This window comes from Pseudomonas wadenswilerensis, from assembly GCF_900497695.1.
GTDB lineage: Bacteria > Pseudomonadota > Gammaproteobacteria > Pseudomonadales > Pseudomonadaceae > Aquipseudomonas > Aquipseudomonas wadenswilerensis.
In genome coordinates this window covers 512490-530490 of sequence record NZ_UIDD01000012.1, presented here as the reverse complement: position 1 = coordinate 530490, position 18001 = coordinate 512490, and the positions used below count along the sequence as shown (strand labels likewise).

At 62.6% G+C, this 18001-nt stretch carries 14 protein-coding genes and 1 tRNA gene; 10 read left to right on the top strand and 5 right to left on the bottom strand.

The genetic code is table 11. The features are described 5' to 3' along the window. The first annotated feature begins 147 nt into the window (after positions 1 to 147). Complete coding sequence (locus CCOS864_RS27175; protein WP_244211952.1) at positions 148 to 2121, top strand: TonB-dependent receptor family protein; 1974 nt, start codon at positions 148 to 150, stop codon at positions 2119 to 2121. 88 nt (positions 2122 to 2209) lie between these two features. Here the strand turns inward: CCOS864_RS27175 and CCOS864_RS27170 are convergent, their stop codons facing one another. Together CCOS864_RS27170 and CCOS864_RS27165 are read right to left on the bottom strand one after the other, a co-directional pair. Further along, positions 2210 to 2512: a DUF3077 domain-containing protein gene (locus CCOS864_RS27170; protein WP_115089477.1), complete on the bottom strand. Its 303-nt coding sequence runs from the start codon at positions 2510 to 2512 to the stop codon at positions 2210 to 2212. Positions 2513 to 2976: 464 nt separating this feature from the next. After that, positions 2977 to 3053, bottom strand: a tRNA-Arg gene (locus tag CCOS864_RS27165). A 261-nt stretch (positions 3054 to 3314) separates the two neighbouring features. Between CCOS864_RS27165 and gabD the strand changes: the two genes are divergently transcribed. The 3 genes from gabD (at position 3315) to CCOS864_RS27150 (ending at position 7570) form a co-directional block, all read left to right on the top strand. Then, positions 3315 to 4757: an NADP-dependent succinate-semialdehyde dehydrogenase gene (gabD, locus tag CCOS864_RS27160; protein WP_115089476.1), complete on the top strand. Its 1443-nt coding sequence runs from the start codon at positions 3315 to 3317 to the stop codon at positions 4755 to 4757. Between the two features lie 183 nt (positions 4758 to 4940). Next, a complete protein-coding gene (gene gabT, locus CCOS864_RS27155) occupies positions 4941 to 6221 on the top strand; it encodes a 4-aminobutyrate--2-oxoglutarate transaminase (RefSeq protein WP_038997739.1) in 1281 nt (426 codons plus the stop codon). A 140-nt stretch (positions 6222 to 6361) separates the two neighbouring features. Then, entirely contained in the window at positions 6362 to 7570 is a 1209-nt protein-coding gene (locus CCOS864_RS27150; RefSeq protein ID WP_115089475.1) for a response regulator, read from the top strand. Positions 7571 to 7670: 100 nt separating this feature from the next. Here CCOS864_RS27150 and CCOS864_RS27145 read toward each other — a convergent pair whose 3' ends face one another. Continuing rightward, the gene (locus CCOS864_RS27145; protein WP_115089474.1) at positions 7671 to 8660 is read right to left on the bottom strand and encodes a GGDEF domain-containing protein; all 990 of its coding nucleotides are present in this window, start codon (positions 8658 to 8660) and stop codon (positions 7671 to 7673) included. Positions 8661 to 8795: 135 nt separating this feature from the next. Then, the gene (gene desA, locus CCOS864_RS27140) at positions 8796 to 9980 is read right to left on the bottom strand and encodes a delta-9 fatty acid desaturase DesA (RefSeq protein ID WP_115089473.1); all 1185 of its coding nucleotides are present in this window, start codon (positions 9978 to 9980) and stop codon (positions 8796 to 8798) included. 149 nt (positions 9981 to 10129) lie between these two features. Here desA and dibA point away from each other — a divergent pair, with 149 nt between their 5' ends. The 6 genes from dibA (at position 10130) to CCOS864_RS27110 (ending at position 16225) form a co-directional block, all read left to right on the top strand. Then, positions 10130 to 12025: a phosphodiesterase DibA gene (gene dibA, locus CCOS864_RS27135; RefSeq protein WP_115089472.1), complete on the top strand. Its 1896-nt coding sequence runs from the start codon at positions 10130 to 10132 to the stop codon at positions 12023 to 12025. A gap of 175 nt (positions 12026 to 12200) precedes the next feature. Further along, positions 12201 to 12383: a sulfur starvation response protein OscA gene (gene oscA, locus CCOS864_RS27130; protein ID WP_007941032.1), complete on the top strand. Its 183-nt coding sequence runs from the start codon at positions 12201 to 12203 to the stop codon at positions 12381 to 12383. A 47-nt stretch (positions 12384 to 12430) separates the two neighbouring features. Continuing rightward, positions 12431 to 13438, top strand: coding sequence for a sulfate ABC transporter substrate-binding protein (locus CCOS864_RS27125; protein WP_115089471.1), 1008 nt, complete (start codon positions 12431 to 12433; stop codon positions 13436 to 13438). 88 nt (positions 13439 to 13526) lie between these two features. After that, a complete protein-coding gene (cysT, locus tag CCOS864_RS27120; protein ID WP_010222098.1) occupies positions 13527 to 14345 on the top strand; it encodes a sulfate ABC transporter permease subunit CysT in 819 nt (272 codons plus the stop codon). A gap of 14 nt (positions 14346 to 14359) precedes the next feature. Beyond that, the gene (cysW, locus tag CCOS864_RS27115) at positions 14360 to 15232 is read left to right on the top strand and encodes a sulfate ABC transporter permease subunit CysW (protein WP_038997732.1); all 873 of its coding nucleotides are present in this window, start codon (positions 14360 to 14362) and stop codon (positions 15230 to 15232) included. 3 nt (positions 15233 to 15235) lie between these two features. Beyond that, positions 15236 to 16225, top strand: coding sequence for a sulfate/molybdate ABC transporter ATP-binding protein (locus CCOS864_RS27110; RefSeq protein ID WP_010222100.1), 990 nt, complete (start codon positions 15236 to 15238; stop codon positions 16223 to 16225). A 124-nt stretch (positions 16226 to 16349) separates the two neighbouring features. On the opposite strand, the gene CCOS864_RS27105 is transcribed toward CCOS864_RS27110, so the two are convergent. Then, positions 16350 to 17957, bottom strand: coding sequence for an alkaline phosphatase family protein (locus CCOS864_RS27105; RefSeq protein WP_115089524.1), 1608 nt, complete (start codon positions 17955 to 17957; stop codon positions 16350 to 16352). Positions 17958 to 18001 lie beyond the last annotated feature (44 nt).

Genomic DNA, 18001 nt, shown 5'->3' with positions numbered 1-18001 from the left:
TGATTCGATAAATGCGAATCAGTTAATGGCATTTTGCCTTATAAGTAGCCCTTGCTGCTGCGACAATTTTCTCACCACAGGTTTTTCCTGCGTTTTATGTCTCTATCGATTCAAGGACTCAGCATGTTTACCAGGCGGCACTCCGTCATGACCCTCCTGTTGCTTGGCGCCGGTAGCGCCTGTGCCGACAGCGTCGAACTGGCGCCGCTGGAAGTGACTTCGACGCGGGTCAATTCCGCCTGGCTGCAAACCCCGGCATCCGTTAGCGCCGTGGACATCGCCGAAAAGCCCGGCGAGCAACTGCTGACCCTTGATGCCCTGCTTTCTGCAGTGCCCGGCATTGTGTCGCAAAGCCGCTACAACATGGCCCAGGGCATGCGCCTGTCGATTCGTGGCTTTGGCGCGCGTTCGAGTTTCGGCATGCGCGGCATTCGCGTGCTGGTCGATGGCGTGCCGCTGACCATGCCCGATGGCCAGACCGAAATGGACGGTGTTGATCTGGGCCTGGTGGAGCGCGTCGAAGTGATCCGCGGCTCGGCCTCGACGCTTTACGGCAACGGTGCTGGCGGCGTGCTGGCGATCCAGACCCGCGAGCCGTCGCTGACACCGCAGTCGTCCATCGATGTCAGCGGCGGTGAGTACGGTTACCAGCGCCTGCGCGCCGAAACCAGCGGTACTACCGGCAACCTTGGCGGCCTGCTGGCGCTCAATGTCACCAACCTCGACGGCTATCGCCAGCACTCCACCTCCGAGGCGCGCAACCTCACCGGCAAGCTGCGCTGGCAGGGCGATGCCGGGCAACTGGGGGTCACCTTCCAGGCGCTGGACAACCGCTCCGAAGACCCCGGCGCCCTGACCCTCGCCGAAGTACACGCCAAGCGTGACCAGGCCCGCGCCCAGAGCCTGCTGTACAACGCCGACGAAGACATCACCCAGCAGCGCCTGGCGCTGAACTGGACCGCTGACCTGAGCGAAGACGACAGCTACCAGGTGCGCAGCTGGCTGGGGCGGCGCGAGTTTGGCAACCGCCTGCCTTACGCCAACGGTGGGCAAACCTCTTACACCCGGCTGTTCGCCGGAGTAGGCGGGCAGTACACGCACAAGGCCAACTGGTTCGGCCTGGATCAACAAGTCACCGCCGGTGTCGATCTTGAACAGCAACGCGACGACCGTGAACGCCACAACAACCAGATCGGTGGCGGTACCGGTGCGCTGACCCTGCGCCAGCAGGAGAAGGCCGGCAGCGTTGGCCTGTACCTGCAAGACAGCATCGAACTGAGCGAGCGTTGGCAGCTGACCCTGGGCGGGCGTTACGACAGCATGCGCCTGGCGGTGGACGATCGCTTCGAGCGCGACGGCGACGACTCCGGCTCGCGCACCCTCGACGACTGGAACTACAGCGCTGGCTTGAGCTATCGCCTGAGCGAGCATTACCTGGTCTATGCCCGTGTCGCTACCTCATTCGAAACGCCAACGGTCAATGAACTGGCCAACCCGGCGGGCGGCGGATTCAACCCGGGCCTGCAACCGGCGAAGGCGCTCAATCGTGAGCTGGGGATCAAAGGCGAATGGAGCGACTTGCGCGCCGAGGCGGTGCTTTACAGCATCGCGCTTGAAGATGAGCTGGTGCCCTATGTTGACGGCGGCCAGACCTTCTACCGTAACGCTGGCAAGTCGCGCCGCGACGGTGTCGAGTTGAGCGCCGACTACCAGGTGCTGGAACACTGGCGGTTGTCCATGGCCTACAGCTTCAACAACTACCGCTACACCGACTTCAACGGCTTTGACGACAATCGCCTGCCGGGCATTCCTCGTCAGACTTTGTTCAGCGAAGTGGCCTACGAGCGTGATGGTTTCTATGCGCGCTTGAACATGAACGCCTACGGCCCGCAGTACGCCGACAACGCCAACAGCGCGCGGGTTGCCGGGGTGGCGTTGCTCAACCTGCGGGTGGGCAAGCAGTTCGACCTGGGCGGCCAGACGTTGGAGCCGTATCTGGGGGTGGATAACCTCAGTGACCGTCATTACTACGACAATTTGCGTATCAATGACGGCGCCGGGCGTTACTACGAGCCGGGCCCGGGGCGCACCCTGTATGCCGGGGCGCACCTGAGTTTCTAACCCGGTAGGAGCGGCGGTGCGACGATTCTGCCACATCGCCTCGCGGGGCAAGTCGTACCGCCGCTCCCACAATGCCAGTGGTCAGCGGCTATTCACCCACCCGCTCCTCAATCCCATCCAGCAAGGCATCCACCAACCCTTTGGCCATCTCTACCGAATGCAGGGTCGACCACAAGAAGCCCTTGTGGGCCGGATCAATATCGTCGAACGCTTTGTAGCCAGTGTCGTAAGCGCAGCCTAAGTAGAGAGAGGCATGCACCAGCGCATCATGGGCGGCGACACCGGAGCAGACAGCGAACAGCGCAGAGTGCCCGGCTTGGCAATTGCCGAAGACGGAGTGGGCGGTGGCGGCGGTTTTATCGAGTGGTGGATCTGGGACGATTTTTTTCATGTCAGGTTCTTCCGGGTGAAGCTGACACTGTCATCCGTTACCACACGAATGGGTGGCAGCTGTACGCGGGGTGGTAAACCGGGGAGAACCCTAAACCCGGCAGGCTCGAAAGCCTCCCGCGCACAGCCGCCATAGGCTGTGTAGGGTTCACGACACCGGGTTACCACACCCGATCACCGAGTTTTCGGTGACGGGCAGGAGCCTAGAGGCATGAGTTCCCAGGGACAATCAGACGGGCATCGACAGACCGCGTAGGGTATTTCTTAGGACGACACATTTCGAGACTTCGAAACATAATCTGACATAGACGCGCGCTGGTAGGAGCGGCGGTGCGGCGACCCGACTTGCCCCGCGATTGCGGTCTGCCTGCCGTATCGCATCGCGGGGCAAGCCCGCTCCCACACAGGGAGTACTGGGTCGGAAAACAAAAAAGGCCCAGGTATTCACCTGAGCCTTCATCGATATGGCGCACTCGGCGGGATTCGAACCCACGACCCCTGCCTTCGGAGGGCAGTACTCTATCCAGCTGAGCTACGAGTGCAACGCGGGCGCCATGATACCCATCTAGGCTGGCGGCGTCCATCGTCAGAATGACTGTGGTCGATTTCGCACATTCAAGGGGCTATAAGTGACGTTGATCCGAAAAAATCAGCCGCACAGCGCTTTTTGTTCTTTTTTTCGAACACCCTATTGTCCTTTCTCCTCGTTGATCCTAGGATTCGTTTGAGATTTCAAACGCTCTCCTTTTTCTACAATCAATAATTCGCGCCGTGCCTGCACGGTGCAGTTAAGGAAGCCCGACATGCAGCTTAAAGACGCCCAGTTGTTCCGCCAGCAAGCCTTCATCAATGGAGAGTGGCTGGACGCGGACAACGGCCAGACGATCAAGGTCAACAACCCGGCGACGGGCGAGATCATCGGCACTGTGCCGAAGATGGGCGCCGCTGAAACCCGCCGTGCCATCGAGGCCGCCGACAAGGCGCTGCCGGCCTGGCGCGCGCTGACCGCCAAAGAACGTGCTGGCAAGCTGCGTCGCTGGTTCGAGCTGATGATCGAGCACCAGGACGACCTGGCCCGCCTGATGACCACCGAGCAGGGCAAACCACTGGCCGAAGCCAAGGGTGAAATCGTCTACGCCGCTTCCTTTATCGAGTGGTTCGCTGAAGAAGCCAAGCGCGTCTACGGCGACACCATCCCGGGTCACCAGCCAGACAAGCGCCTGATCGTGATCAAGCAGCCGATCGGCGTGACCGCGGCCATTACCCCGTGGAACTTCCCGGCGGCGATGATCACCCGTAAAGCCGGCCCGGCCCTGGCCGCTGGCTGCACCATGGTGCTCAAGCCTGCTTCGCAAACCCCGTACTCGGCCCTGGCCCTGGTTGAGCTGGCCACCCGTGCCGGTATCCCGGCTGGCGTGCTCAGCGTGGTGACCGGCAGCGCCGGCGACATCGGCAGCGAGCTGACCGGCAACCCGATCGTGCGCAAGCTGTCGTTCACCGGCTCCACCGAAATCGGTCGCCAGCTGATGGCCGAATGCGCCAAGGACATCAAGAAAGTTTCCCTGGAGCTGGGCGGCAACGCGCCGTTCATCGTGTTCGACGACGCAGACCTGGATAAGGCCGTCGAAGGCGCGATCATCTCCAAGTACCGCAACAACGGCCAGACCTGCGTTTGCGCCAACCGTATCTACGTTCAGGACGGCGTCTACGATGCCTTCGCCGAGAAGCTCAAGGCCGCTGTGGCCAAGCTGAAAATCGGCAATGGCCTGGAAGACGGCACCACCACTGGCCCGCTGATCGACAGCAAGGCCGTGGCCAAGGTCCAGGAACACATCGACGACGCCGTCGGCAAGGGCGCCAAAGTGCTCAGCGGCGGCAAGCTGATCGAAGGCAACTTCTTCGAGCCGACCATTCTGGTCGACGTGCCGAAGAACGCTGCCGTGGCCAAGGAAGAAACCTTCGGCCCGCTGGCGCCACTGTTCCGTTTCAAGGACGAGGCCGAAGTCATCGCCATGTCCAACGACACCGAGTTCGGCCTGGCCTCGTACTTCTATGCCCGTGACATGAGCCGTGTGTTCCGTGTCGCCGAAGCCCTGGAGTACGGCATGGTCGGTATCAACACCGGTCTGATCTCCAACGAAGTCTCGCCGTTCGGCGGTATCAAGGCCTCGGGCCTGGGCCGCGAAGGCTCCAAGTACGGCATCGAGGACTACCTGGAAATCAAATACCTGTGCATCAGCGTCTGATCGCAGCGTAAGGCTTTACCTCTGCCAGCGGGGCGCGAGAGCGACGTCTCGCTGGCCTTTTTACACCGTACACCCAGTGGCCTGGGCCCCTGCAGCAGTCGATCAACGCATGCTGCCTGCAGTTGAATACCGGCCACTCCGACTTGAATCGCGCCACCTTGTGTGTGGCGAATTGAGGACATTATGAGCAAGACCAACGAATCTTTGATGCAACGTCGTGTCGCCGCTGTTCCACGCGGTGTTGGCCAGATCCACCCGATCTTCGCCGAGTCGGCAAAAAACGCCACCGTCACTGACGTCGAAGGCCGCGAGTTCATCGACTTCGCCGGCGGTATCGCGGTACTGAACACCGGTCACGTGCACCCGAAGATCATCGCTGCCGTTGAAGCCCAGCTGCACAAACTGACCCACACCTGCTTCCAGGTGCTGGCTTACGAGCCTTACGTCGAGCTGTGCGAAAAGATCAACGCCAAGGTGCCAGGCGACTTCGCCAAGAAAACCCTGCTGGTCACCACCGGTTCCGAAGCCGTTGAAAACGCCATCAAGATCGCCCGTGCCGCCACCGGCCGTGCCGGCGTGATCGCTTTCACCGGCGCTTACCACGGCCGTACCATGATGACCCTGGGCCTGACCGGTAAAGTCGTGCCTTACTCGGCCGGCATGGGCCTGATGCCTGGCGGCATCTTCCGCGCCATCTACCCGAACGAGCTGCACGGTGTGAGCATCGACGACTCGATCGCTTCCATCGAACGCATCTTCAAGAACGACGCCGAAGCCCGTGACATCGCTGCCATCATCCTCGAGCCAGTTCAGGGTGAAGGTGGTTTCTACGTCGCGCCGAAAGAATTCATGAAGCGCCTGCGTGCCCTGTGCGACCAGCACGGCATTCTGCTGATCGCTGACGAAGTACAGACCGGCGCTGGCCGTACCGGTACCTTCTTTGCGATGGAGCAGATGGGCGTTGCTCCAGACCTGACCACCTTCGCCAAATCCATCGCTGGCGGCTTCCCGCTGGCGGGTGTCTGCGGCAAGGCCGAGTACATGGACGCCATCGCGCCAGGCGGCCTGGGCGGCACCTACGCCGGTAGCCCGATCGCTTGCGCCGCGGCCCTGGCCGTGATGGAAGTGTTCGAAGAAGAAAAACTGCTGGACCGCAGCAAGGCCGTTGGCGAGCGTCTGGTCGCCGGCCTGCGCAAGATCCAGGACAAGCACCCGATCATCGGTGACGTGCGTGCCCTGGGTTCGATGATCGCTATCGAAGTGTTCGACAAAGCCGGTTCCCACACCCCGAACGCTGCCGCTGTAGCCTCGGTTGTGGCCAAGGCGCGTGACAAGGGCCTGATCCTGCTGTCGTGCGGCACTTACGGCAACGTCCTGCGTATCCTGGTTCCGCTGACCTCGCCTGATGAGCAACTGGACCAAGGTCTGGCAATCATCGAAGAGTGCTTCGCAGAACTCGCGTAAACTGTGACGCATTAGAAGAAAACCCGCTTCGGCGGGTTTTTTTTCGCCCAAAGGAAGGCCAGGGGGCTAAGGTTGCCTGTAAGTAGACACCCAGGAAGGTGCACTGGATTGCGTGTAGCGGAATATCGGGAGAGTTGTGTATGAGCGTTGTAGAGCCCGCCCAGGCACCGTGCGTGCTGATTGCCGAAGGCGACCCCTGGGTACGGGACATGCTGAGCCAGATGCTCCTCAGCGTGCGCTGCGATGCGCGTTTGCGGGTGTGTGCCGACGGCTCGCAAGCCCTGGCGGGGCTGGCCAGCAAGCCCGACCTGATCATCGCCGCGCGTGAGCTGCCCGGCGGCGATGGCCTCGACTTGCTGCGCAACGTGCGGGCCAAGGGCCGTCAGCCGGCGCTGCCGTTCATTCTCATGAGCAACCGCAGTGACGCCGCCAGTGTGCGCGAGGCGCTGCCGTTCGCGCCGACCGCCTACCTGAGCAAGCCGTTGAACATGGACTCCCTGCGTCAGCGCCTGGAAGACCTGTTGCTCAGCGCCGGGGAGGAGGTGGCTTGCCCGGTGCCGCCGTTGCAGCCAGGCTCAACCTTGCCGCGCTTCCTCGAGGGGCGCCGCGCCACCTCCGATGGCGGCCCGCTGTTTGCCGACGTGAAGCTGGCGATCAAGCGCAGCCTGCAACCCCAGGGGCTGGACCTCAAGGTGCTGGAAGCCGAGATCCGCAACGATCCACAGGTCACAGCCGTGCTCATCGCCGCTGCCAACAGCGCTGCACTGCATCGTGATGGCGCGGTGCAGAGTCTGATGCAGGCGCTGAACAAGCTGGGTACAACCCAGAGCATGAACCTGATCCTCGGGCTCGCGCTCAAGCGTAGCGCCAAGCTCAGCGATCCAATCCTGTCGCGCCATGCCGAGCATTTCTGGAACTTGTCGCTGCACACCGCCGAATACGCGCGCACCCTGGCGCGCATGCTCGAGCTCGACCAGGAACGCTGCTATTGCGCCGGCTTGCTACATTGCCTGGGCGATCTGGCGCTGGTGCGTTGCTTGCAGGAATGGCAGCAGGCCGGGGGTGAGCTGGATGAGGATTCGGTGGAGCTGTCGCTCAACGAGTTTGCTGCGGCGTTTGGTTCAGCCTTGCGTACCCGCTGGCGTTTGCCGCTGGAGCTGCGTGAGCTGATTGCGGCGATCTACCAGTTGGGCGGTGGCGTGTATTCGCGCGATGCGCTGGTGATGAACCTGGCCGGGCAGATGGCACGCTTGCCGGCAGATCAGGGGCTGGAAGGCTTGGCCGAGAGCAAGACCGCGCGGTTGCTCAAGGTGGGGCTGGCGGAGCTGGGCAGGTTGCGCAAGATTTGAGATTTTGGGGCCGCTGTGCGGCCCAATCGCTGGCAAGGCCAGCTCCCACAGGGTTTGCATGCCCCGGCCCTTGTGGGAGCTGGCTTGCCAGCGATGCTTTTCAGCCTCTTACAATCTGATTCTTGCCCTGGCGCTTGGCCTGGTACATCGCCGCATCCGCCCGGGCAAACAGGCTGTCCAGCGATTCATCGTCCTCGGTGATCCCGGTCAGCCCCTGACTCACCGTCACCCCGAAGACCTTGTCTTCATGGCTGAAGCTCAAGCGCTGAATCTCGCGCTGCAGGCGTTCGGCAATCTGCTGAGCAATCTCCGGCGTGCAACCCGGGAACACTGCCGCAAACTCTTCACCACCAATACGCCCGAACTGATCACCGCGGCGCAAAACTGCCTTGCCGGTATCAGCAATGCGCTGCAGCACATAGTCGCCTTCCTGATGCCCGTAGGTGTCGTTGATCTGCTTGAAGTCATCGATGTCGAGCAGCAGGAACGCTAATGGCGTCTGCTGCAGCCGCGCGGTTTCGAAGGCGTGCTGGGCACACTCGAAAAAGTGCCGACGGTTGCTGCTCTGGGTCAGCACGTCGGTGGTGGCCAAGCGCTGCAGTTCGCCTTCGAGCTGCTTCTTTTCGGTGATGTCCTCGGCCATGCCGACAATGATTACCCGCTGGTCCGGATCGGACTGCTGGTTGATGAAGCACTTGTCGCTGATCCAGCGCACCTGGCCGTCGGCGGCGATGATGCGGTACTCGCGGTCTTCCACCGCGCCTTTGACCAGCACTTCAGCCAGGCTGCGTTCGGCGTAGTCGAGGTCGTCGGGGTAAATGCTGTCGCGCCACTCATTGAAGTCGGCCAATAGCAGCCCGGCGGGGCGGCCAAAAATGCGTTCGTAGGCGGGGCTGACGTAGAGCACCTGGCGGCTTTCCCAGTCGAATGCCCAAAGCACCGCGTTGACGCTGTCGAGCAATGAACTGAACAACTGCTCGCGCTCGCTCAGGCGTGCGACTTCGCCTTGGGCATGCATCAGCGCCAGAAGGGTTTGGGCGGCTTCAGGTGGCGGGTTGCAGGCCAGGGTAGTTGGTTTGTTCTTGACCATTTGCGCGGAAATTCTCACGACTGGGGCGTGCGGCCACGACCCGGCCCGCCACGCGGGCGATATGCCTGTCAGAGTGAGATTAGGCGGGTAAGTTCCGGTCGGCGCGCCGCTAAGCGGGCGCGCCGATCAACGGCATCAGGCCAGGGCAGGGCGCAGCGAGTAGGTCTTGAGCTGGGCGGCAAAGTCGCGCAGTGACTGGATGCCGCTGGCCTCGGCTTCGTGGACCCAGTCCTTCATGGCGGCGAGCATGTCGTGGCCGTTGGCGCTGGTGCGTGCCCAGATCTGTTGCAGGGCCAGGCGTTTCTCGTAGATGGTCTTGAGTGCCTGGCTGTGCTCGAGCATGGTCTGGATGCGCAGGTGGTGACGGTCTTCCAGCAGGCTGGTTTCCCGCGACAGCAAGCGCTTGGCACGGCGGAACTGGTGGCGCACCGAATCGTCGACCCGCGCCAGTTCCTGCTTGACCAGCGGCGCGATCACCAGCTTGCGGTACTGGGCCATGATCTGGAAGCGGTTGTTGAGGATCGCCATGGCGGTGTCCATGTCCAGCTGGCCCTTGCCTTCGACCCGGTGGGCGATAGGCGCGACGCGCTGCACCTTGGCCAGGCGCAGCCAGCAGAACAGCTTGATCCAGGCCCAGCCCATGTCGAACTCCCAGCGCTTGACCGAGAGCTTGGCCGAATTGGGGTAGGTGTGGTGGTTGTTGTGCAGCTCTTCACCGCCAATGATGATGCCCCAGGGCACCAGATTGGTGGCGGCGTCGCGGCATTCGAAGTTGCGATAGCCGACTGCGTGGCCCAGGCCATTGACCACGCCGGCAGCCCAGAACGGAATCCACATCATCTGCACCGCCCAGATGGTGATGCCCGCGGTGCCGAACAGCAGCAGGTCGATCACCGCCATCAGGGCGATGCCGCCGAGCTTGTAGCGGCTGTAGAGGTTGCGTTCGATCCAGTCTTCCGGGCAGTTCTTGCCGTAGATACGCAGGGTTTCCGGGTTCTGTGCCTCTTCGCGGTACAGCTCGGCGCCCTTGCGCAGTACCGTGGACAGGCCCTTGATCACCGGGCTGTGCGGGTCGTCGACGGTTTCGCATTTGGCGTGGTGCTTGCGGTGGATAGCGGTCCACTCGCGGGTGTTCTGCGCCGTGGTCAGCCACAGCCAGAAACGGAAAAAGTGCTTGAGCCCGGCGTTGAGTTCCAGCGAGCGGTGGGCGGAATAACGGTGCAGGTAAACGGTGACACTGACGATGGTCACATGCGTCATTACCAGGGTAACTGCCAGCAATTGCCACACTGACAAGTTGAGCAAACCTTCGTACCACATAGGCGAAATGGCCCTCAAAAACATAGGGAACAGCGGGAAACATTATCCCTGCGCCAGCAAATAAAACCAGTCGGCCTTTTAGATAGGAGGTCACCGGATGTTTCTACCCTATAATCCCCACAAATATTTGTGGGTTTGCCCGGGACCTTATGTCTGCTTCCATTCGAGACGCCATGCGCATGGCGGCGCTCTACCTCGTGCTATCGGTACTGTGGCTGGCGCTGTCTGATCAGTTATTGAACAGTCTTTTCGATGCGCCGGAGCATATCGCCCGCTGGCAGCTGATCAGCGCGCATTTCTGGGTGTTGTGTAGCGCCTTGCTGATTTTTGTCTCGCGCGCCCGCCTGCTCAATTTCATCGGCGTCGGTGTGCGCTTGCGCCGCGAGGACCGCGAGCGCCTGCGCATGGCTGCCGCGGTGTTCGACAGCACCCTGGAAGGGGTATTGGTGACCGACCGCGATGGCCTGATCGTGCACGTGAACCGGGCGTTCATGCAGATCACCGGCTACGACAAGGACGAAGTGCTCGGCCAGCGCCCGAGCAAGTTCAAATCCGGCCGTCACGGTGCGCCGTTCTACCAGCAGATTTACGCCACCCTGGCGGAGAAGGGCGAGTGGAGCGGCGAGATCTGGAACCGGCGCAAAAGCGGCGAGGTGTATCCGCAGTGGCAGACGATTTGCGCCATCCGCGATGACAGCGGCGAGTTGAGTCATTACGTCGCGGTGTTCAGCGACATCAGCGCGATCAAGCATTCCGAGCGTGAGCTGGCGTATCTCGCTCATCACGACCCGCTCACCGACCTGCCCAACCGCCTGCTGTTCAACGACCGCACCGAGCAGGCACTGGCGGCGGCCCAGGCCAACAAGCGCGGCTGCGCCTTGCTGTTGCTCGACCTGGACCACTTCCAGAGCATTAACGACAGCCTCGGCCACAACATCGGCGACCAGTTGCTCAAGGTGGTCGGTGAGCGCTTGAAGGCGCTGCTGGGCAACGGCGTGACCCTGGCCCGCCTGGGTGGTGACGAATTTGCCGTACTGGCCGAGAACTGCCCGCAGGTGGGCCAGGCCGCCGCTTTGGCGCAGAGCATCATCGACGGCATGAAAGCGCCGTTCGAGGTCGACGGCCAGCGCCTGTTCATCAGCGTCAGCATCGGCATCAGCCTGTTCCCCAGCGACGCCCTGAGCGCCGAGCAATTGTTGCGCAATGCCGATTCTGCGCTGTTCAAGGCCAAGAGCAACGGCCGCGCGGGCTATGCGCTGTACACCGAAGAGCTGACCGCCCATGCCCAGCAGCGGGTCGAGACCGCCGGGGAGCTGCGTCGGGCATTGGAGCAGGAAGAACTCAGGGTGTATTACCAGCCCGTGCATGACCTGTTCAGCGGCAAGATGATCGGCGTCGAGGCGCTGGTGCGCTGGCAGCATCCGCAGCGCGGGCTGGTGCCGCCCGGGGAGTTCATCCCGATTGCCGAGCGCACCGGGCTGATCGCCGATATCGACACCTGGGTGCTGCGTCAGGCCTGCCTGCAGATGGTGCAATGGCAGGCCGAGGGGCGGGCGCTGGAGTTTGTTGCGGTGAACATTTCCAGCCGGCTGTTTGGCCATCGTGACCTTTACCAGCAGGTCGCCCAGGTGCTCCACGACACGGCGCTGGACCCGGCCGTGCTGGAGCTGGAAGTCACCGAAAGCGCGGTGATGGAAGACCCTGAGGTGGCCCTTGAGCAACTGCATCGCCTGCGTGAGCTGGGCTTGCGCCTGGCCATCGATGACTTTGGCACCGGCTACTCGTCGTTGCTGCGGCTCAAGCGCCTGCCGGTGCAAAAGCTCAAGATCGACCAGGGTTTTGTCGCCGGCTTGCCCTGTGATGAAGACGATGTGGCGATCGTGCGGGTGATCATCGCCCTGGCCCGGAGCATGGGCATGCTGGTGCATGCCGAGGGCATCGAGCAAGCCGAGCAGGCGCGCTTTCTGCTGGAGCAACAGTGTCAGCTGGGCCAGGGCTACTGGTTCGGGCGGCCGGTGCCGGCGCAGCAATTGCGCTGGGCCTGAGGGCCCTATCGCGGGGCGGCGATCCGACTTGCCCCGCGAAACTCTATTTCAGTTATATAAAAATTCTTAAATAGTATTTTTAAGAATATTCGCGCCCCCCTAAGATTGCCCTCAAGCCAGGCGCAGTCGCTCCCCTTCACGCACTGCACGGCACCCATATCACAGGAGCACGAGCATGAGCGCATCTCTGCGTAGCGTTGACGGTCAGGACGAAGCCACCATTCTGCGCGAAATCCAGAGCGCCCTGCGCGACCTTCGGTTTGGCGCGGTGGAAATCACCGTGCACAACGCCCAGGTCGTGCAGATCGAACGCAAGGAAAAGTTCCGCCTGCAGAACCCCGGCAACAAGCCCAGCTGATTATCGCGCCACCTAATTAGAAAAATACGCCAATCGGGAGCTTCACCATGTCCATCCGCCGTTATGCCCTGGCCGCCCTCGCCAGCGCCGTTTTTGCCGGTTCCGCAATCGCCAAGGACTACGAACTGCTGAACGTGTCCTATGATCCGACCCGCGAGTTGTATCAGCAGTACAACGCCGAGTTCGTCAAGCACTGGCAGCAGGCTCACCCGGACGACAAGGTGAAGATCCAGCAGTCCCACGGTGGTTCGGGCAAGCAGGCCCGCGCGGTGATCGACGGCCTGCGCGCCGACGTGGTGACCCTGGCCCTGGCGGGCGACATCGACGAAGTGGCCAAGCTCGGCAAGACCCTGCCGGACAACTGGCAGACCCGCCTGCCGGACGCCAGCACCCCCTACACCTCGACCATCGTGTTCCTGGTGCGCAAGGGCAACCCGAAAGGCATCAAGGACTGGGGCGACCTGATCAAGAAAGACGTCTCGGTCATCACCCCGAACCCGAAAACCTCCGGCGGCGCCCGCTGGAACTTCCTCGCCGCCTGGGCCTACGGCCTGAAAGCCGGCGGCAGCGAGGCCAAGGCCCAGGAATACGTCAAGGAGCTGTTCAAGCACGTACCGGTACTGGACACCGGCGCCCGTGGCTCGACCATCACCTTCGTCAACAACGGTCAGGGTGACGTGTTGCTGGCTTGGGAAAACGAAGCCTTCCTGGCCCTCAAGGAAGACGGTGGCGCCGACAAGTTCGACATCGTCGTGCCGTCGCTGTCGATCCTCGCCGAGCCGCCCGTGGCGGTGGTCGACAAGAATGCGCAGAAGAAGGGCAACGAGCAGATCGCCGAGGAATACCTCAAGCACCTGTACAGCCCGGCCGGGCAGAAAATTGCCGCCGAGAACTTCTACCGCCCGCGTGATCCGAAAGTCGCTGCCGAATACGCCAAGCAGTTCCCGAAACTGGACCTGGTGACTATCGACAAAGACTTCGGTGGCTGGAAGACTGCCCAACCCAAGTTCTTCAACGATGGTGGCGTGTTCGACCAGATCTACACGGCGCAGTGATGCAATGCCCGTCAGGATAATCGCCGTTCAGTAGCCAGCATGGGCCCGGGATTCGTCCCGGGCTTCGTGCGTTCAACCAGGGACCTTTATGTCACGTCGTATTTCCCCCGTCATACCCGGCTTCGGGCTGACGCTGGGCTACACCTTGGTGTACCTCAGCCTGATTGTGCTGATACCGCTGGCCGCCATGTTCATACATGCCGCCCAGCTCACCTGGGAGCAGTTCTGGGCCATCGTCAGTGCACCGCGGGTGCTCGCGGCGCTCAAGCTGAGCTTCGGCACTGCCCTCTACGCGGCCATCATCAACGGCATCATCGGCACCCTGCTGGCCTGGGTGCTGGTGCGCTATACCTTCCCCGGACGCAAGATCATCGATGCGATGATCGACCTGCCGTTCGCCCTGCCCACGGCCGTTGCCGGTATCGCCCTGACCGCGCTGTACGCACCGGCCGGCCTGGTCGGCCAGTTCGCCACCGACCTGGGCTTCAAGATCGCCTACACCCCGCTGGGCATCACCCTGGCGCTGACCTTCGTGACCTTGCCGTTCGTGGTGCGTACGGTGCAGCCGGTGCTGGCCGACATTCCCCGTGAAGTCGAAGAAGCTGCCGCCTGCCTGGGGGCCAAGCCGCTGCAGGTGTTTCGCTACGTACTGGCGCCAGCGCTGTTGCCGGCCTGGCTGACGGGTTTTGCCCTGGCCTTTGCCCGTGGCGTTGGCGAGTACGGCTCGGTGATCTTCATCGCCGGCAACATGCCGATGAAGACCGAGATCCTGCCGCTGCTGATCATGGTCAAGCTCGACCAGTACGACTACACCGGCGCCACCGCTATCGGCGTGTTGATGCTGGTGGTTTCCTTCATCCTGTTGCTGCTGATCAACTTGCTGCAGCGGCGCATCGAAACCCCTTGAAGGAGGCCACGTCCATGTCTGCGAACTCTATTGGCGCGGCCGCTTCGGCCAATGCCGCCCGCCGTGGCAGCGCCACTTCACGGCGTATCCTGATCAGCCTTGGCTGGTTGATTTTCGCCCTGTTCCTGCTGCTGCCGCTGGTGATCGTGGTGTCCCAGGGCCTGAAAATGGGCCTGGGCACGTTCTTCGAGGCGATCTTCGAGCCCGACGCCTTGTCGGCGCTGAAGCTGACCCTGATCGCCGTGGCCATCTCGGTGCCGCTGAACCTGGTGTTCGGCGTCAGCGCCGCCTGGTGCGTGAGCAAGTACAACTTCCGTGGCAAGAGCATCCTGGTCACGCTCATCGACCTGCCGTTCTCGGTGTCGCCGGTGATCGCAGGTCTGGTCTACGTGCTGATGTTCGGCGCCCAGGGCCTGTTCGGGCCGTGGCTGCAGGATCACGACATCCAGATTGTCTTCGCCTTGCCGGGCATCGTCCTGGCGACCATCTTCGTCACCGTGCCGTTCGTGGCCCGTGAACTGATCCCGCTGATGCAGGAGCAGGGCACCCAGGAAGAGGAGGCTGCGCGCCTGCTCGGTGCCAACGGCTGGCAGATGTTCTGGCACGTGACCCTGCCCAACATCAAATGGGGCCTGATCTACGGCGTGGTGCTGTGTACCGCGCGGGCGATGGGTGAGTTCGGTGCGGTGTCAGTGGTGTCCGGGCATATTCGCGGGGTGACCAACACCTTGCCGCTGCACGTCGAGATCCTCTACAACGAATACAACCACGTTGCGGCCTTCAGCGTCGCCAGCCTGTTGCTGATCCTGGCGCTCTTCATCCTGCTGCTCAAGCAGTGGAGCGAGTCCCGTATTAACCGTCTGCGCCATAACGCGGCGGAGGAATAATTCATGTCGATCGAAGTTCGTAACGTCAGCAAGCGCTTCAACGCTTTCCAGGCTCTGGACAGCATCAACCTGGATATCCACAGCGGCGAGCTGGTGGCCTTGCTCGGCCCGTCCGGCTGCGGCAAGACCACCCTGCTGCGGATCATCGCCGGGCTGGAAACCCCCGACCAGGGCAGCATCGTCTTCCACGGCGAAGACGTCTCCGGCCACGACGTGCGTGATCGCAACGTCGGTTTCGTGTTCCAGCACTATGCGCTGTTCCGCCACATGAGCGTGTTCGACAACGTCGCCTTCGGCTTGCGCATGAAGCCCAAGGGCGAGCGCCCGAGCGAGAGCAAGATTGCCGAAAAGGTCCACGAGCTGCTGAATATGGTCCAGCTCGACTGGCTCAGCGACCGTTACCCGGAACAGTTGTCGGGCGGCCAGCGCCAGCGTATTGCCCTGGCCCGCGCCCTGGCGGTGGAGCCCAAGGTGCTGCTGCTCGACGAGCCGTTCGGGGCGCTGGACGCCAAGGTGCGCAAAGAGCTGCGCCGCTGGCTGGCACGCCTGCACGAGGACATCAACCTGACCTCGGTGTTCGTCACCCATGACCAGGAAGAAGCCATGGAAGTCGCCGACCGTATCGTGGTGATGAACAAGGGCGTGATCGAGCAGATCGGCTCGCCGGGCGAGGTCTATGAGAACCCGGCCAGTGATTTTGTTTATCACTTCCTCGGCGACTCCAACCGCCTGCACCTGAGTGAAGGCCACCATGTGCTGTTCCGCCCTCATGAAGTGTCGCTGTCGCGTCACGAGATCGAGGGCCACCACCCGGCCGAAGTGCGTGATATCCGCCCGCTGGGGGCAACTACCCGGGTGACCTTGAAGGTCGAAGGGCAGAGCGAGCTGATCGAGGCCGAGGTGGTCAAGGACCATGACAGCCTGAGCGGGCTGGCACGGGGCGAGACCTTGTTCTTCAAGCCCAAGGTCTGGCAGAAAGTGGCCAATATCTGATCATGAGCCGGGGCTGCTTTGCAGCCCATCGCCGGCAAGGCCAGCTCCCACACAAGTCAGCATCACACCGACCACCGTGGGAGCCGGCCTTGCCGGCGATGGGGCGCGTAGCGGCCCCTGAACCTCACCACACCCCAATCTTCACCACGCTATCCTCCCGCGGCTCGCCATAACGAAACCACTGCCCACGCCGCTCGATTTCGGCATGGCTGATGGTGGTCCGCCGCTTCAAGCCCCTCAGCCATTCGAACAAGTAGCCCTGGTGCGTCTCGCGCACATCCGCATAGGCCGGATCCGCGCCCAGGTCGTGCAACTCCTGCGGGTCATTGAGCAGGTCGAACAGCTGCGCGCGAAAGCCGTCATAGGCCAGGTACTTCCAGCGCTCGCTGCGCACCATGGTCATCCGGCAACGGTCGATTGGCTGGCCCAGGCGCTCACGGGCCGGGGCCTGGAAGGCATAGTCGTACTCGGCGATGGCGTAGTGACGCCAGTCGCTGGCCGTGCCATGCAACAAAGGGATCAACGAGCGCCCCTCCAGCCGATGCTCGGCACTCGGCAGCCCTAGCGCGTCGAGAAAGGTCGGCAGCGCATCGATGGTTTCCACCAAGCGCTCATCCACCGTGCCCCGGCTGACATCGGCCGCCGCGCGCGGATCACGCACGATCAGTGGCACACCCACCGCCGGCTCGAGGAGAAACTCCTTTTCGCCCAGGCCGTGGTCGCCGAGGAAATCGCCGTGATCGCTGGTGAACACGATCAGCGTGTCATCCCAGCGCCCATTGCTTTGCAACACATCGAGCAGGCGCCCGAGCTGGTCGTCGATTTGTTTGATCAGGCCCATGTAGGTGGGGATCACTTTCAGGCGCACTTCTTCGCGAGAGAAGTTGAGGCTTTCCTGGTGCTGGCGGAACGCGGCATACACCGGGTGATTGTTGTCTTGCTGAACGGGTATGGCTGCCTGCACCTGGCTGGCGCGGTACAACGCGTGGTACGGCGCGGGGGCGATGTAGGGCCAGTGCGGCTTGATGTACGACAGGTGCAGGCACCAGGGCTGCTCGCCCTGGGCCTGGATGAAGTCGATGGCGCGGTCGGTGGTGTAGACCGTCTCCGAATGCTGCTCGGGCAGGCGCGTGGGCAGGTCGGCGTTGCGCATGTGCCAGCCGCTGAGGATTTCACCGTCGTCGCCTTCGGCGGCATTGGCCCAGCTGTGCCAGGGGTTGTCGCCGGCAAAGCCGTGGTCGCGCAGGTAGCGGGTGTAGGGCGCGCTTTCGCGTTTGTCGGCGAACAGCGGATCGTCGGGGAAGATCCCGTCGTGACGGGCAACGGGCTCGAAACCCACCTCGTTGAGTTGTTCGGCCATGCTCCCGAGCGGGTCGATGGCCAGTTGTTGCAAGGCTTCCTGGTTCGGCGTGGCGTGGGTCTTGCCCACCAGCGCGGCGCGAACTCCGGCGGGCCGCAGGTAGTCACCGAGGGTCAGTTCATCCAGCGGCAGCGGCACGCCGTTCCAGGCCACCTGATGGCTGCTGACGTAACGTCCGGTGTAGGCCGACATCCTCGACGGGCCGCAGATGGTGCCTTGGGTATAGGCGCGGCTGAAGCGCACCCCGGCGGCGGCCAGGCGGTCGATGTTCGGCGTGTGCAGGTGGCGGTGGCCGTAGCACGAGAGGTAATCGCGACGCAGTTGGTCGCACATGATGTACAGCACGTTGCGCACGGCAGTGGGGTGGGGCATGGCAGTCACCTGAGCGAATTTCAGGTGACTGTTTTCGCCGCCCG

Coding starts and splice junctions, on each gene's coding strand:
- CCOS864_RS27175 (WP_244211952.1), top strand. CDS start 148: ATGACCCTCCTGTTGCTTGGCGCCGGTAGCGCCTGTGCCGACAGCGTC.
- CCOS864_RS27170 (WP_115089477.1), bottom strand. CDS start 2,512: ATGAAAAAAATCGTCCCAGATCCACCACTCGATAAAACCGCCGCCACC.
- gabD (WP_115089476.1), top strand. CDS start 3,315: ATGCAGCTTAAAGACGCCCAGTTGTTCCGCCAGCAAGCCTTCATCAAT.
- gabT (WP_038997739.1), top strand. CDS start 4,941: ATGAGCAAGACCAACGAATCTTTGATGCAACGTCGTGTCGCCGCTGTT.
- CCOS864_RS27150 (WP_115089475.1), top strand. CDS start 6,362: ATGAGCGTTGTAGAGCCCGCCCAGGCACCGTGCGTGCTGATTGCCGAA.
- CCOS864_RS27145 (WP_115089474.1), bottom strand. CDS start 8,660: ATGGTCAAGAACAAACCAACTACCCTGGCCTGCAACCCGCCACCTGAA.
- desA (WP_115089473.1), bottom strand. CDS start 9,980: ATGTGGTACGAAGGTTTGCTCAACTTGTCAGTGTGGCAATTGCTGGCA.
- dibA (WP_115089472.1), top strand. CDS start 10,130: ATGTCTGCTTCCATTCGAGACGCCATGCGCATGGCGGCGCTCTACCTC.
- oscA (WP_007941032.1), top strand. CDS start 12,201: ATGAGCGCATCTCTGCGTAGCGTTGACGGTCAGGACGAAGCCACCATT.
- CCOS864_RS27125 (WP_115089471.1), top strand. CDS start 12,431: ATGTCCATCCGCCGTTATGCCCTGGCCGCCCTCGCCAGCGCCGTTTTT.
- cysT (WP_010222098.1), top strand. CDS start 13,527: ATGTCACGTCGTATTTCCCCCGTCATACCCGGCTTCGGGCTGACGCTG.
- cysW (WP_038997732.1), top strand. CDS start 14,360: ATGTCTGCGAACTCTATTGGCGCGGCCGCTTCGGCCAATGCCGCCCGC.
- CCOS864_RS27110 (WP_010222100.1), top strand. CDS start 15,236: ATGTCGATCGAAGTTCGTAACGTCAGCAAGCGCTTCAACGCTTTCCAG.
- CCOS864_RS27105 (WP_115089524.1), bottom strand. CDS start 17,957: ATGCCCCACCCCACTGCCGTGCGCAACGTGCTGTACATCATGTGCGAC.